Below are 14,105 nucleotides of genomic sequence, written 5' to 3' on the forward strand. Positions count from 1 at the left end.
GGGAGGACTTATTATGATTACTTCACAAATTGAACTGAAACCTAAGGTGAAAGCTTTTCTGGAAAATGAGAAAAACTTATATATTAACGGGGAATATGTTCCTTCAGTAAGCGGAAAAACATTGGACGTATATAATCCTGCAACGGATGAAATTCTTGCAAGAGTGAGTGAAGCGCAGGAAGAAGATGTTGATAAAGCAGTCCAAGCAGCAAGAAAGGCATTTGATGAAGGCGAATGGACAAAGATGGAGGCAGCTGAGCGTTCCCACCTTATATATAAATTTGCCAATTTGCTGGAAGAGAACAGGGAAGAACTTGCACAGCTTGAAGCATTAGACAATGGGAAACCATATAATGTAGCACTGGAAGATGATGTAGATGGAACAGTGCAACACTTCCGGTACTATGCAGGCTGGGCTACAAAGTTATTAGGAAAAACAACTCCGGTTTCACCTGAATATGTAACATATACGGTTCATGAGCCGGTAGGTGTTGTCGGACAAATTATTCCATGGAATTTCCCGCTTGCCATGGCAGGCTGGAAATTGGGGTCGGCTCTTGCTGTTGGATGTACTGTTGTTATTAAACCGGCACCTGAGACGCCTCTTTCGCTTCTCTATGCAGCAAAATTGTTTAAAGAAGCAGGCTTCCCGGACGGCGTTGTGAATGTTGTGCCTGGTGGTGGAAAGGTTGCAGGTGAAGCAATTGTAACGCATAAACAGGTTGATAAAGTAGCTTTTACCGGTTCCACTGTTGTTGGAAAAGAAGTGATGAAGAAAGCGGCAGACCAGGTTAAAGGGATAACTTTAGAGCTTGGTGGTAAGTCTCCTAGCATCATTCTTGAGGATGCTAATTTAGAAGAAGCCATTGAGGGTGCGTTTAATGGTACCATGTACAATCATGGGCAAAATTGTAGTGCCACTACAAGAGTTTTTGTTCATCGTACACATTATGACAAGGTTGTTGAAGAAATTACAAAACGAGTAAATGAAATAAAGCTAGGAGCAGGAATGGATCCGCAAACGGATATGGGACCACTTGTTTCAGCAAGGCAGCAAAAAAGGGTTCTTGACTATATTGAACAAGGGAAAAGAGAAGGAGCCCGGCTTGTGGCTGGTGGTGAAAGAGGACTGGAAAAAGGGTATTTCGTACAGCCGACAGTTTTTGCTGATGTGGAAGATGATATGGTGATTGCCCGCGAGGAAATTTTCGGTCCGGTTATGTCAATATTTGTTTTTGACACTGTAGAAGAAGTAATCAAACGTGCAAACGATAGTGATTACGGACTTGCTGCCAGTGTGTGGACTGAGAATATTAAAACAGGTCACTATATTGCGAATAAACTAAAGGCGGGAACTGTTTGGGTGAATGACTTTGGACTAGAATGGGAAACAATGCCTTTTGGAGGCTATAAACAATCCGGTATTGGCAGAGAAATGGGCGGAGAATATGGGTTAGCGAACTATACCGAAGTAAAAAGTGTATTTGTCAAAACAAAATAAATACCAGCTGCATTTGTGCATATAGGTGTTTGGTTTGGAAAAATAATGTGGATCGCTTTTTAACAGGTGGTAGCCACAATGATTGTTTGAAATAACCGGATCCAATCCAAATAGAAAAGGGGAAATGAAGGCCTTCCTGTATCAAGTCATTTTGATACAGGAAGGCCTTTGTCATGTTTCATAATAAATAAAGCGAGTATAACAGCTGTTAAACCACCTGTAAGCTTTCCGATAATCATGGCAAATACTACTTCCTGGTTTATGCCTGCTACAATGCCTAAATGTCCTCCAAAAACGAATGCACCACTAACGGAAAAAGCAACATTGATGACTTTTCCTTTCGGGTCCATGTCCTTTAATATTGCTAGCATTGGAATAACATGTGAGAGAGATACGACCAACCCTGTAGTGGAACTTTCATTAATTCCCAGTAATGCACCGATGTGCTGCAACAACTTTTTAAATGCTCTCGAAATAAAAAGAACCATTGGGAAAGCTCCAGCAAGAAAAATAACAATCGAGCCAACGATTCGTATACCTTCTTCTATTGGAGCCATAGCGGGGATTATGACAAGCCCAGTTACAGTTTCTATTATAATGGCAGTAAGACCGAAAATGGCAATGCTCTCTATGAGTTTGGCAAAAATAGAAAAACTTCTAATCATTTTTTCTGGTTTTTTCCATAAGCCGATAGAAATTAGTAAAGAAAATAGAAATGAAGGTAGCAGATTTTTAAGGATTACTATGAAGCCTATTCCCGCCGTAAGTCCCCCTATCAGGGCACCGACAGGTAAGGTAATTAATCCAATTAATATGCCATTGGCAAAATGACGATGATCTTCTTTTTGAATAATTCCCAGTGCAACGGGGATGGTGAAAACAATGGTAGGCCCCATCATCGTCCCTAAAAATACCCAGGAAAATAAAATAGCTTCCGGGTCCTTTCCCATCTCCTGTGCCAGTGAATACCCTCCCATATCAATTGCCAAGATCATGTTGGCAAATGCAGCTGGATCTGCTCCAATGAAATTATATACAGGTGAAATAACAGGGGTTAAAACTATGGCTATAACGGGAGCGAGAGAGATAATCCCCACCATAGAAAGTGTGAGTGGCCCCATGGCCTTAAAGCCATCTGTAAAACGCTCTCCGTACCCCAATTTATTTCCTGTTAATTTGTCAATTGCACCTAATATTAAAAATCCAACTATGATGTAAACTATGATGTCGTTTATTCCCATGCTGTTACCTCATCTGTGTTATTAACTAATTAAGTATATCAATAATAGATCAACTTAACATGCTTTGCAAAGTATTATTATTCCCCTTTCCGATACCTCACTTCCCCGCCGATTACCGTCATCTCGATATCCGTCTCCAGCAGTTCATCCGGGTTGTCCATGTCAAAAGGGTTTTTCGAATACACGGTGATATCCGCAAGTTTTCCTCTGGCAATCGTTCCTTTGACGGTTTCTTCATTAGTTGGATAAGCTCCCATTTCTGTAAATAACTGAAAAGCTTCTTCCATGGTCAGCTTTTCATCCGGAATATAGCCTTCATGTGTTTGTCCGGGAGTTTTCCTTGTGACAGCTGCATGAATACCTAGTAATGGATCAATCGGCTCGACCGGGGAATCGGAACCTCCTGCACAGATGATCCCGGCATCCATCATGGATTTCCAAGCATAGGATTGGCTGATTCTATCATGACCAAGTCTATCCTGCACCCATGGAAAGTCACTTGCCAGGAAACGGGGCTGAATATCGGCAATGCGATATGGTTTCGCCAAACGGGTAAGCAGGTCTGACCTTAATACCTGGGTGTGAATGAGCCTGTCACGATAGGGAGCGGCGGGAAACTGATCAAGGATATCCAGTATATTTTCCAGGGCTTGATCTCCGATTGTATGCACGGCAATTGGCATATCAAGCTCCCTTGTGCGCTGAATGATATCATATAATGTACGCTGATCATACATGGCATCCCCGTAATTACCGGGGTCATCACTGTATGGCGCTGATAAAAGGGCTGTTCTCCGGCCGAAAGCACCGTCTGCAAACAGTTTAACGGCACCTATTTGCAGTGTTTCATTGCCGTAGCCGGCATACATTCCCCTTTGCTGCAGATCATCGAGAAATTCATGGTCGATCAATAAATTGCAGCGGAGCCCCAGCTTTTCCTCATTCAGTAATTCATCGTACATCCGGTATGTCTGAACCAAGCCGCCCAGTGTATGCGGGTCATTTGTATGGACGCTGGTCAACCCTTTTGATAATGCCAGTTGAATGGCTTTCCTGACCGCATTTTTCCATACTGCATAAGAATTCTCCGGTATATGTCTGCGAACCAGATTTCCTGCTGATTCCAAAAGCAGTCCGGTTGGTTGTTTTGTAATTTCATCCAGTACAATTTGCCCGCCTTCCGGGACGGTAATATCTTTATGGTAACCGCTCATCTGAAGTGCCTTCGAGTTAACAACCGAGGCATGCCCGCAAACGCGTGATATAAATAATGGATTTTCCGGGGAAACCCGATCAAGCTCTTCCAGTGTGGGGATTCCGCCGTCTGTAAATAAATTTTCATCCCATCCGCTCCCGACAAGCCATTCCCCGGGTGACAAATTCCTGGCGCTTGTACGAATTTTCCCGAGCATTTCCTGTTTGGACGTAAGGCCGGTGACATCCATGTTAATGAATTTGTAGGCAATCTGCCCAAGGTGTAAATGACTATCTATCAATCCAGGTGTTGCCGTTTTTCCATTTAAATCAATTACCCGGCTGTCGGCTTGTTTCCATCGGGAAAGCATGCTGTCAGAACTACCCATATCGATAAACCGGCCATGTTCTGCCACAACAGCTTCCGTACGTGGAGCATTTTGGTTAAATGTATAAAAATTCCCGTTTATAAATATTTGTCTCATGAAATCCAACTCCTCTAACGACCAAGGTATATTATTTCCATTGTACCTAAAAAGAGAAATAAATCCCATAACAATCTGAAAAAAACATAAAAAACTATTGCATATTTATAATAAACAATGCATAATAATTCATACATAGTATTGGAAAAGGTGGAGAAGAGAAATGGGAGTTAAACTCGAGTATCCAAACGTGAACAAGGAATCGCTAAAAGGGCGTGATTTCTTAACACTTGCTGATTATACACAGGAAGAAATACAGTATTTGCTTGACTTGGCTGATGATGTGAAGAGGAAAAAACAGAATGGCTATGTATATGAGCCGTTAAAAGGAAAGACATTGGGAATGATTTTTGAAAAATCCTCGACAAGAACAAGGATTTCATTTGAAGCAGGTATATACCAATTGGGTGGGTCAGGCCTGTTTTTGAATGCCAATGATCTACAGTTGGGCAGAGGTGAGGAAGTTTCCGACACAGCGAAGATTCTTTCCGGCTATTTGGACGGAGTGATGATCAGAACTTATTCTCAGGAAATGGTGGCAGAATTGGCTGAAAATGCGACCATTCCGGTAATTAACGGATTGACTGATCTGTATCATCCTTGCCAGGTGCTGGCCGATTTACAAACGATCAAAGAAGAAAAAGGCTCTTTGGAAAATCTGAAAATGGCCTATATAGGCGACGGAAATAATATGGTTCATTCGCTTATGATAGGAGCGGCCATGATGGGGATGGAGATAACAGTAGCCACACCTGACGATTATGAGCCGGAAGCTGAGGTAGTGGAAAAAGCTGAAAAACTTGCTGAAGCGCACAATGGAAAAGTTCAAATTGTAAATGATCCTGCAATAGCTGCTCAGGAAGCGGATGTTGTGTACACAGATGTATGGGCAAGTATGGGTCAGGAAGCAGAGCAGGCAAAAAGGGAAAAAGATTTTGCCGGATTTCAAGTGAATGAAAAGCTTCTTGAACTGGCAAAGCCGGACGTCACTTTTATGCACTGTCTTCCTGCACACCGTGGGGAAGAAGTGACAGCAGGTGTGATTGATGGCGGGCATTCGGCTGTCTTTCAGCAGGCGGAAAATCGGCTGCATGCACAAAAAGCCTTAATGGTTGCGTTGATGGGGTAATTTTATAAAAAATGTCAAAAGTACCGGGAGAATATTCTCCCGGTGCTTTTCGCTCAGATTCATTTTTTTCGTTTCCTGAAGGATTCTGCTATACTATAGAGTAATTTAAATTAAGGGCAGGAATCAGGATGACCGAGGAAGAACGCAAAAAAATTAATAGAATTCCTTTAATGCTGGTGCTTATATCCGGTGCATTTGTAGCTATTTTGAATCAGACACTGCTGGCTACCGCACTTCCCCACATGATGGATGATTTGAATGTGGATGCAAACAGAATACAATGGCTGCAGTCGATTTTTATGCTTGTAAATGGAGTAATGATTCCGATTACTGCATTTTTGATAGAACGGTTTTCAACCAGAGGGTTATTTCTGACAGCAATGGGTTTATTTGCTGTGGGAACATTGGTATGTGCGGTTTCCCTTAATTTTGAAATGCTTTTGACCGGACGCGTATTGCAGGCTTCCGGTGCAGGCATTATGATGCCATTAATGCAGACCATTCTTTTTCTTGTGTACCCGAGAGAAAGCCGGGGAAAAGCAATGGGTTATTTTGGTCTGGTGATTTCCTTTGCCCCTGCAATTGGCCCTACTCTTTCCGGTTATTTAGTTGAAAACTTCCATTGGAGCAGCTTATTTTACGTGGTTCTCCCTATTGCGATTATAGATTTAATTGTGGCGTATTTTATCCTTAAGAACATAACAGAGCAAACTTATCCGAAAGTGGATATCCTATCAATTATTTTATCCACGCTTGGATTTGGCGGGCTTCTGTACGGGTTCAGTATTGCCGGGGATGTGGGATGGACTTCAACGGAGACAATAGTCTCGTTCATGATTGGAGCGATCACGCTTACGTTCTTTATTTACAGACAGCTTAAATTGGAAACACCGATTTTGGAGTTTCGGATTTTCCGGTATCCCACATTTACACTGGCTACGTCAATTGGCATGGTTTCTTTTATGTCCATGATTGGCGGAGCAATTATATTGCCGATTTATATGCAGGATATGCTTGGCTTTACAGCATTGGAATCCGGTCTCATGCTTTTGCCAGGTGCATTATTGATGGGAGTCATGAATCCAATCAATGGAACGCTGTTTGATAAATTTGGCGGGAAGTGGCTGCTTACTGGAGGGTCCCTCGGGGTGGCCATCACCACTTTCATGTTTGCGAATCTGGATGATTCCACTTCGTTCATTTACTTAGCTTCTGTGAATGCACTGCGGATGCTGTTTATTTCGATGATTATGATGCCTTCGACCACAGCCGGATTAAATGCACTGCCGTCAAAGCTGCTGCCGCATGGCACTGCGATGAACAATACGTTAAGGCAGATGTCGGGTGCTGTGGGTACGGCAATGCTTGTATCAGTGATGACCTATCAGGCGATTCCTGGTGAAGGGGTGATGGGGGAGATTCATGGTGTGAACATGTCGTTTTTCGTTGCTGCTTTACTGGCAGTGGGCGGATTTATTATTTCCTTGTTTATACGAGATACAACAAGGGAAGACTAACGGGAATAGAAAGACATGGAAAAGAGCTTAAATCAACTGATTTAAGCTCTTTTTTATAATTAGAATATTTAACTTACCTGTACCCCGTATTTATCCAATCTTAATGCGAGGACCTGATGCTCTTTGAACAGTGTCTGGAGCCGATTTGCCATATCCGTTCCTTGTCCTCCCGGGACAAAGGATATAAGGGAGGGGCCGGCACCGCTGATCACTGTGCCATATGCACCCTGTTCTCTGGCCTCTTCTCTTATCTCAGCGTAATTCGGAATAAGTACTGACCGATAAGGTTCATGGAACAAATCATTTTCCATCATTTTTCCGGCCAGCCCATAATCACCGGTTAACAGGGCAGCAATCATCACATTGCTGATGCTGCTGGCGGAGACAGCTTCTTCTTTAGCGTAATCTTTTGGAAGCACTTCTCTCGCTGCTTCTGTTTTTAATTCCACCTTTGGAATATAGAGAATAAGATCTGTGTCCAAAGCTGTCAGTCTTACAGGGTGGACGTTACGCCCATCCGTTGTTGCAGAAATAATGAAACCCCCAAAGAGGGCAGGTGCAACATTATCAGGGTGACCTTCTATTTCTGTTGCGGCTTGCAGTTTTTGCTCCGCGGTTAAGTGAAGGCTGCAAAGCTGATTGGCTAACTCAATACCGGAAACTACCGCAGAGGCGCTGCTGCCGAGGCCGCGTGCAAGCGGAATGTCGCTTTCCATTTGTACGTTGCAAGGGGGCAGTTGTTTATCGTGTTGATCAGCAATTTTTTTAGCAATCTGGTAAATAAAATGTGTTTCATATGGGGCAGGGTCAGGCAGAAGCGGGGAGAGGTGTTCGAACCCCCACTTGTCTGCTTCTGTCACCCGCAAAGTCAAATACAGATTTAATGCCAGCCCCGCTGAGTCAAAAGCAGGGCCGATATTTGCCGAACTGGCCGGAACAGTAATACGGAAGGAACTCATAACTTCACCTTGTCTTCCAGATATGCCAGCACTGCTTTTTCATCATTTGGCACAGTTGTCGGTTTGATTTCCAGCTGATCAATCGCTGTTTGCGGATCTTTTAAGCCATTTCCGGTAAGGACAGCAACGACTTTGCTGCCTTTCTTGATTTTGCCTTCTTTGCACTGCTGAATCAGCCCTGCTATGGAAGCATTTGATCCAGGCTCGGCGAAGATACCCTCTTTTTCCGCCAGTAATTTATATGCATGCTTTATTTCATCATCTGTGACTGCATGTATGGCACCATTTGATTCATCTCTTGCCTGAACAGCAAGTTCCCAGCTGGCCGGATTTCCGATCCGTATGGCGGTGGCAATGGTTTCCGGCTGTTCAATCACTTTGTTGTTCACAATTGCTGCAGCACCTTCTGCTTCAAATCCGAACATTTTTGGAAGACCGGTTTGTTTTAATTCATGATACTCCTTAAACCCTTTCCAGTACGCACTGATATTTCCTGCATTTCCCACAGGAATGGCAAGAATATCCGGTGCTTGTCCCAACTGATCACACACTTCGAAAGCAGCCGTTTTCTGCCCTTCCAGCCGGTATGGATTTACAGAATTCACCAATGTGACGGGCGTTTTCCTGCTCAGCTCCCGCACCATTTTCAACGCTTCATCAAAATTGCCGTCAATCTCCACAATCTCGGCGCCATACATAATAGCCTGTGCCAGCTTGCCGAGGGCAACCTTTCCTTTTGGAATGACGATAATGGCATTCACACCGGCTCTGGCAGCATAGGCTGCTGCAGAAGCGGAAGTATTTCCGGTAGAAGCACATATTATAGACTTGCTTCCTTCTTCTATAGCTTTTGCCACGGCCACTACCATGCCGCGGTCTTTAAATGAACCGGTCGGGTTAGCCCCTTCCACTTTTCCGTATAATTCAATCCCCAATTCTTCTGAAAGCCTGGGTAAGTGGATGAGTGGTGTATTGCCTTCCTGCAGTGACAGCTCCGGTGTCTTTACCGTTACGGGCAAATTCGATTTATAATGTTTCAGTAACCCCGTCCAACTCATCGTCAACATCCCCTTCCACTTTATAATGGCTTTTTATATCTAATACAACATCCAGTTTATGCAGCTCTTCCATTGCCTTCCCGAAATTTCCCAAAGTGGTTTCGTGGGTAACAAAAATAATTTCAGCCAGATCAAGCATTTTCATTGGTGTCTGGAGAATCCGTTTAAAGCTGATATCATGATCATGAAAAAGGGACGAAATGGTAGAAAAAACACCGGCCTCATCTTTTACATGGAGACGCATATAAAAATGGGAATATTGTTCCTCCGGTGATTTCAATTTTCGTTCAAACTGCAGTGGTGCAACATGGGTTCCATTTACATTTAAGCGAATATTTTTTGTGACAGAGACGATATCGGAAACGACAGCTGTAGCAGTAGGCATGCTTCCTGCTCCCGGTCCGTAGAACATGGTTTCTCCAACAGCTTCCCCGTATACATATACAGCATTATATTCATCTTTTACCTGTGCCAAAGGATGACTTTTTGCAATAAGGGTCGGCTGCACGTATACTTCAACCTGTTCATCTTCACACTGGGCAAAACCAATAAGCTTCATGTTGTAGCCCAGTTTATCCCCGTAATGGATATCTTCCAGATCAACATGGGAAATCCCCTTCACTTCCACATCGTCCAGGGAAACATTGGTGGAAAAAGCCAACCTGCCTAATATTGCCATCTTCCTGGCGGCATCCAGCCCTTCTACATCAGCGGTAGGATCAGCCTCCGCAAAACCAAGGTCCTGTGCTTCTTCAAGTGCTTCTGTGTAAGAGACACCTTCTTTGGACATTTTTGTTAATATATAGTTGGTTGTGCCGTTAACAATGCCCATGACTTTTTGAATGCGGTCGGAGGAAAGTCCATCTGTAATTCCTCTTAAAATAGGAATGCCGCCTGCCACACTTGCTTCATAATAGAAATCGCATTTGTTTTTTGTGGCAGCTTCCTGAAGCTCAATCCCATGCAGTGCAACCAGATCTTTATTTGCAGTCACTACGTGTTTTTTTGCTGCAAATGCTTTTAAAATATGCTGGTATGATTCTTCAATTCCACCCATCACTTCGACAATGATATCTATTTCCGGGTCATTTAATATATCATCGGGATTTGTGGTAAGTAACGTTCGATCCAGGTTTACCTCACGGTGCTTATCCGGATTGCGGACAAGTACACTTTTTATATGTACAGAACATCCAAGCTTATGTGCAAGCTCTTTTTGATTATTTTCAATTAACTTGATGACTCCTGAACCAACTACGCCTAAACCTAATAAACCAATCGAAACATTGCTTTCCACACCATCACCTCATTATGTATTTTAATAGCTATTAAAACACGAATAGACCCTGATGGCAATAGTGAATTTTCGCAATTATAAATAAAAGCGCTTTCATTTTGTGAGGCAGGCAAACCAATGGGGACAACGACAATAAACTGCTAAAAAACGGATAATCGTATGGGGATAAAGATATAAAAACATAAGTAATACATGAAAATAATAGGTAATTGTACCTGAAATGGCTGGTTTGCATTATAATGACGTTATAAATAGTGTTTATAAGGGAGGGGCAGCATGGTTATGCGTTTTCGTTTTAAATTATTTTTCATAATGATTGGTTTTGCTTTGTTCATGTCCTTTGCCATTACGACATTTGATCATATGAGGATAAGTGAAGAAGCAATGAAGCACAATGATTTTCAAATCCGGCAGACGGAAGTCGCGGTTACATCTTCCCTGGAAGCAATTGATAAAGCGTATCTGTTGTTTGATAATGAAATTTCAAAGGAAATGGAAGCGCACTCCCACTATTTGCTGGATTTATATAAGGAAAATCCTGTATTTGATGAATGGGACTTTCAGGAATTGAAATCGATGCTCGGGATGGATGTGTATATTTTAAATGAAAAGAATCAGATTACACATACCAGTTATACGGAGGATGTGGGACTTGATTTTTCTTTATGCTGTGAAGATTTCTCTGCGTTGTTGGATGAGCGTAGAGAAGCAGGGGAGTTTATTTCTGATGGAATGGATCTCCAGCAAAAAACAGGAGAGTTAAAAAAGTTCAGCTATATGCCGACCCCTGATGGAAAGTACATAATAGAGCTCGGATATGATCTGAGCGATGACGAGATCTTTAATAAATTTAATTTTTTAAAAGAAATAGAAGAACTTGAAGCACGTTTCCCTTCTATAAATGAAATAAATGTATTTAATTTAGATGGATATACACTGGGGGAAGTCACGGACGAGAATACTTTCTCCAGCGCAAGGGAAAAAGCCTTTGAAGAAGCGGTAACTTCAGATAAAACAGTAGAACTTAAGGACGACTGGAATGGGGAAGGGGCGATTTACCGCTATGTTAATTATACCGCTGACAATAGGCAGGGACTGTCTACAAGCAGAGTAGTGGAAATCAGTTATAATCAGCACCAATTGGAAGCAGTACAATGAAAACCGAAAACATTTTTACATTCAGCTGACTGTGATCCTGATCGTAACCACTTTGATCGCATTCATTATTGCAAAATGGGTGGCAGGACCCATGCATTTGGCTTTTCATGACAGTTTGACCGGCTTAAAAAACCGGGCTGCCTTTAATGATCTGTTACAAAAGGAGCTGAAGAAAAACCATGGAAATCTATCATTGCTTATGATGGATTTGGATAATTTTAAGCTGGTAAATGATAGATTGGGCCATGACAGAGGGGATGAAGTGCTGAAAATGGTAGCGGATTGTATTCGTTCCGTTATACGAAAAGAAGATAGTGGTATCCGGCTTGGCGGAGATGAATTTATGATTATTAGGCCGGCCTATAAAAAGCATGATGCTGAAGGTAGAGCAATCCAATTGATTGAAACGATAAAACAGACATTGGCAAAAGATAAAGAAGTGGATCAGGTTCAGGTGACTGTCAGTGTAGGCATAGCCATTTCACCAGAGGATGGCAAAGACATTCATGCATTATATAAAAGAGCGGACACCGCATTATATGCTTCGAAAGACAAAGGAAAGAATCAATATAAACTTTTTAGTGACTCCTGAGCCAATGATCTGATAAAGTATGGGTATACTACAGTCAATGACTTAACTATATTAAAGGAGACTTTCCTCTATTTGTGTTAAAATAATCCCATAGAGATTTCAAAGGGAGGAACATTCCGTTGCTTAATCATGCTAAATTACAAAAAGATGCAATGCGTGCGCTGAAAGAAACGAGCAGAACATTTTACATACCGATAAAATTATTAAACCCTACCTTGAAAAAAGCTGTTGGTTCAGCTTATTTATGTATGCGGGCGATTGATGAAATGGAAGATCATGAAACACTTGATAAACAAATAAAGCAACACTTACTCCGAACGACAAGGGAGCTTCTGTTGGAAGATACCTTTGATCATAAAGCATATAAACAGCTCATTAAGCCGCATGCAACTCATCTGCCTGAGGTGACAAAAAGGCTTGGCGACTGGATCTTCGTATGTCCTGAAGAAATCGCGCCAAAAGTGAAGGAGTCAACCAGTATCATGGCAGGCGGCATGGCGGATTGGGTAGAAAAGGATTTCATGATAAAAACAAAAGAAGACCTGGATGACTATACGTATTATGTAGCAGGTCTGGTTGGTGTGATGCTTTCTGATATATGGGAGTGGTATGACGGCACGGAAACAGACCGCAGCCTGGCGATCGGTTACGGAAGAGGCCTGCAGGCTGTAAACATGCTCCGAAATCAGGATGAAGATGCAGAGCGCGGGGTCCAGTTTATTCCGGAGGGTTGGACAAGAAATGACTTGTTTGCCTATGCAAAAGATAAACTTGGGCAGGCTGACGAGTACATTAAGGATATTCAAACAAGAAATATTGTGCTGTTTTGTAAAATTCCATTGGAGCTGGCAAAAAGAACGCTCAAAGCAATGGAAAGCGGCAAAGAAAAAATGTCGCGAAACGAAGTAGAAACCACTGTTGAAAATATAATAAATGAATAAAGCTTTGAGTATAAAATAATGGGAGGGGAGTCACCATGTATAAGGAGGAAGATAAAGTACAAAAGGAAATAGCACTGATAAGCAATAGAGTGAAGGAGCTAAAGCAGGCCTTTACCGAAAAAATAGCTTCAGGCTTTAACCGGAATGAGTTGGTATCCAGTTCCATTCATGAGTTTATCGATATACTAATGGAAAGATTCCACGATACAAATGAAGAAAAAATGATGGAAAAAGCTATTGCATATGGAAAAGAAACCGGGGAAATGGTACTGAAGCATGGCAATAAACTGGATGACTCCATTAATAGTATATCTATTATACGAAGAGAGATGTGGCATGAAATAAAAGAGATCATGCTTGATGAAAAAGTATCTCTGGAAGCAGCTCTGAAGATAGCAGATGATTTTGACCCTTTATTCGACAAAGTGATATTCGCGTTCAGTACCGCATATATTGAAGCTTATAATAAAAATCTTCAGCAGGCAGAGGATGAATTTTTAAAACTATCTGCACCAATAGTAACGATTATGGAGCAGGTAGCAATTCTTCCGATTATTGGCGGGATGGATGAGAAACGTGCGGAACTTTTAATGGATAAAGCATTAAAGGAAGCGGTGGACAGGAATTTAAATAAGTTGTTCATTGATTTGTCAGGTGTAACCCTGATAGACACTATGGTGGCTTATCACATATACAAAATTGTGCAGGCGCTTGATTTAGTTGGAGTATCCACTGTACTGGTGGGCATCCGTCCGGAGGTAACCCAAACCATGGTAAGTCTGGGTGTTGAATTTTCAGATGTGAAGACATTTGGCTCCCTCCACCAGGCATTGTCGAAGAATATGCTTGTTAATTAATAAGGATTCGAAACATTGACGACCGAGGGTAAATTACCTATAATGAAAAATTGTATTATAAAAATGAGCAAGCTGATGGGGTATTTATTAGCGGTTGTTTGTCAAAAACAGGCGATGATCAGATTCCATCCAACGGTCTTTAATGAGCTGGAATATTTTGTTTTAGACACTTGCTC

The 14,105-nt window shown here is 42.1% G+C and carries 12 protein-coding genes; 7 read left to right on the forward strand and 5 right to left on the reverse strand.

The window, feature by feature from the left end; genetic code table 11:
- Nucleotides 1–13 precede the first annotated feature (13 nt).
- On the forward strand, nucleotides 14–1,501 hold the full coding sequence (locus ACZ42C_RS17055; protein WP_461181878.1) for an aldehyde dehydrogenase family protein: 1,488 nt from the start codon (nucleotides 14–16) through the stop codon (nucleotides 1,499–1,501).
- A gap of 146 nt (nucleotides 1,502–1,647) precedes the next feature.
- Here ACZ42C_RS17055 and eutH read toward each other — a convergent pair whose 3' ends face one another.
- Both eutH and ACZ42C_RS17065 read right to left on the reverse strand, forming a co-directional pair.
- Entirely contained in the window at nucleotides 1,648–2,742 is a 1,095-nt protein-coding gene (eutH, locus tag ACZ42C_RS17060; RefSeq protein WP_461181877.1) for an ethanolamine utilization protein EutH, read from the reverse strand.
- A gap of 77 nt (nucleotides 2,743–2,819) precedes the next feature.
- Entirely contained in the window at nucleotides 2,820–4,421 is a 1,602-nt protein-coding gene (locus ACZ42C_RS17065) for an amidohydrolase (protein WP_461181876.1), read from the reverse strand.
- Nucleotides 4,422–4,584: 163 nt separating this feature from the next.
- Here ACZ42C_RS17065 and argF point away from each other — a divergent pair, with 163 nt between their 5' ends.
- Together argF and ACZ42C_RS17075 are read left to right on the forward strand one after the other, a co-directional pair.
- A complete protein-coding gene (gene argF / locus ACZ42C_RS17070) occupies nucleotides 4,585–5,550 on the forward strand; it encodes an ornithine carbamoyltransferase (protein ID WP_461181875.1) in 966 nt (321 codons plus the stop codon).
- A 128-nt stretch (nucleotides 5,551–5,678) separates the two neighbouring features.
- Entirely contained in the window at nucleotides 5,679–7,067 is a 1,389-nt protein-coding gene (locus ACZ42C_RS17075; protein ID WP_461181874.1) for a DHA2 family efflux MFS transporter permease subunit, read from the forward strand.
- A 68-nt stretch (nucleotides 7,068–7,135) separates the two neighbouring features.
- Here the strand turns inward: ACZ42C_RS17075 and thrB are convergent, their stop codons facing one another.
- The 3 genes from thrB to ACZ42C_RS17090 are packed head-to-tail and all read right to left on the reverse strand — an operon-like array spanning nucleotide 7,136 to nucleotide 10,381.
- Nucleotides 7,136–8,026: a homoserine kinase gene (gene thrB, locus ACZ42C_RS17080; RefSeq protein ID WP_461181873.1), complete on the reverse strand. Its 891-nt coding sequence runs from the start codon at nucleotides 8,024–8,026 to the stop codon at nucleotides 7,136–7,138.
- Nucleotides 8,023–9,084 (reverse strand): threonine synthase, encoded by a 1,062-nt coding sequence (gene thrC, locus ACZ42C_RS17085; protein ID WP_461181872.1) that lies wholly within the window; start codon nucleotides 9,082–9,084, stop codon nucleotides 8,023–8,025. The genes thrB and thrC overlap by 4 nt, the downstream gene beginning before the upstream one ends.
- Nucleotides 9,053–10,381, reverse strand: a complete 1,329-nt coding sequence (locus ACZ42C_RS17090) for a homoserine dehydrogenase (protein WP_461181871.1) — start codon at nucleotides 10,379–10,381, stop codon at nucleotides 9,053–9,055. The genes thrC and ACZ42C_RS17090 overlap by 32 nt, the downstream gene beginning before the upstream one ends.
- Before the next feature lie 276 nt (nucleotides 10,382–10,657).
- Between ACZ42C_RS17090 and ACZ42C_RS17095 the strand changes: the two genes are divergently transcribed.
- The 4 genes from ACZ42C_RS17095 (at nucleotide 10,658) to ACZ42C_RS17110 (ending at nucleotide 13,929) form a co-directional block, all read left to right on the forward strand.
- Nucleotides 10,658–11,539: a hypothetical protein gene (locus ACZ42C_RS17095; protein WP_461181870.1), complete on the forward strand. Its 882-nt coding sequence runs from the start codon at nucleotides 10,658–10,660 to the stop codon at nucleotides 11,537–11,539.
- A 91-nt stretch (nucleotides 11,540–11,630) separates the two neighbouring features.
- A complete protein-coding gene (locus ACZ42C_RS17100; RefSeq protein WP_461181869.1) occupies nucleotides 11,631–12,131 on the forward strand; it encodes a diguanylate cyclase domain-containing protein in 501 nt (166 codons plus the stop codon).
- Nucleotides 12,132–12,250: 119 nt separating this feature from the next.
- Nucleotides 12,251–13,072: a squalene/phytoene synthase family protein gene (locus ACZ42C_RS17105; RefSeq protein ID WP_461181868.1), complete on the forward strand. Its 822-nt coding sequence runs from the start codon at nucleotides 12,251–12,253 to the stop codon at nucleotides 13,070–13,072.
- A 35-nt stretch (nucleotides 13,073–13,107) separates the two neighbouring features.
- Complete coding sequence (locus ACZ42C_RS17110; protein ID WP_461181867.1) at nucleotides 13,108–13,929, forward strand: STAS domain-containing protein; 822 nt, start codon at nucleotides 13,108–13,110, stop codon at nucleotides 13,927–13,929.
- The last annotated feature ends 176 nt before the right edge of the window (nucleotides 13,930–14,105 follow it).

It is taken from the genome of Virgibacillus kimchii, from assembly GCF_055379185.1.

Excerpts from the sequence above, each read along its gene's own strand:
- ACZ42C_RS17055 (WP_461181878.1), top strand. The coding sequence starts at position 14 with ATGATTACTTCACAAATTGAACTGAAACCTAAGGTGAAAGCTTTTCTG.
- eutH (WP_461181877.1), bottom strand. The coding sequence starts at position 2,742 with ATGGGAATAAACGACATCATAGTTTACATCATAGTTGGATTTTTAATA.
- ACZ42C_RS17065 (WP_461181876.1), bottom strand. The coding sequence starts at position 4,421 with ATGAGACAAATATTTATAAACGGGAATTTTTATACATTTAACCAAAAT.
- argF (WP_461181875.1), top strand. The coding sequence starts at position 4,585 with ATGGGAGTTAAACTCGAGTATCCAAACGTGAACAAGGAATCGCTAAAA.
- ACZ42C_RS17075 (WP_461181874.1), top strand. The coding sequence starts at position 5,679 with ATGACCGAGGAAGAACGCAAAAAAATTAATAGAATTCCTTTAATGCTG.
- thrB (WP_461181873.1), bottom strand. The coding sequence starts at position 8,026 with ATGAGTTCCTTCCGTATTACTGTTCCGGCCAGTTCGGCAAATATCGGC.
- thrC (WP_461181872.1), bottom strand. The coding sequence starts at position 9,084 with ATGAGTTGGACGGGGTTACTGAAACATTATAAATCGAATTTGCCCGTA.
- ACZ42C_RS17095 (WP_461181870.1), top strand. The coding sequence starts at position 10,658 with ATGGTTATGCGTTTTCGTTTTAAATTATTTTTCATAATGATTGGTTTT.
- ACZ42C_RS17100 (WP_461181869.1), top strand. The coding sequence starts at position 11,631 with ATGCATTTGGCTTTTCATGACAGTTTGACCGGCTTAAAAAACCGGGCT.
- ACZ42C_RS17110 (WP_461181867.1), top strand. The coding sequence starts at position 13,108 with ATGTATAAGGAGGAAGATAAAGTACAAAAGGAAATAGCACTGATAAGC.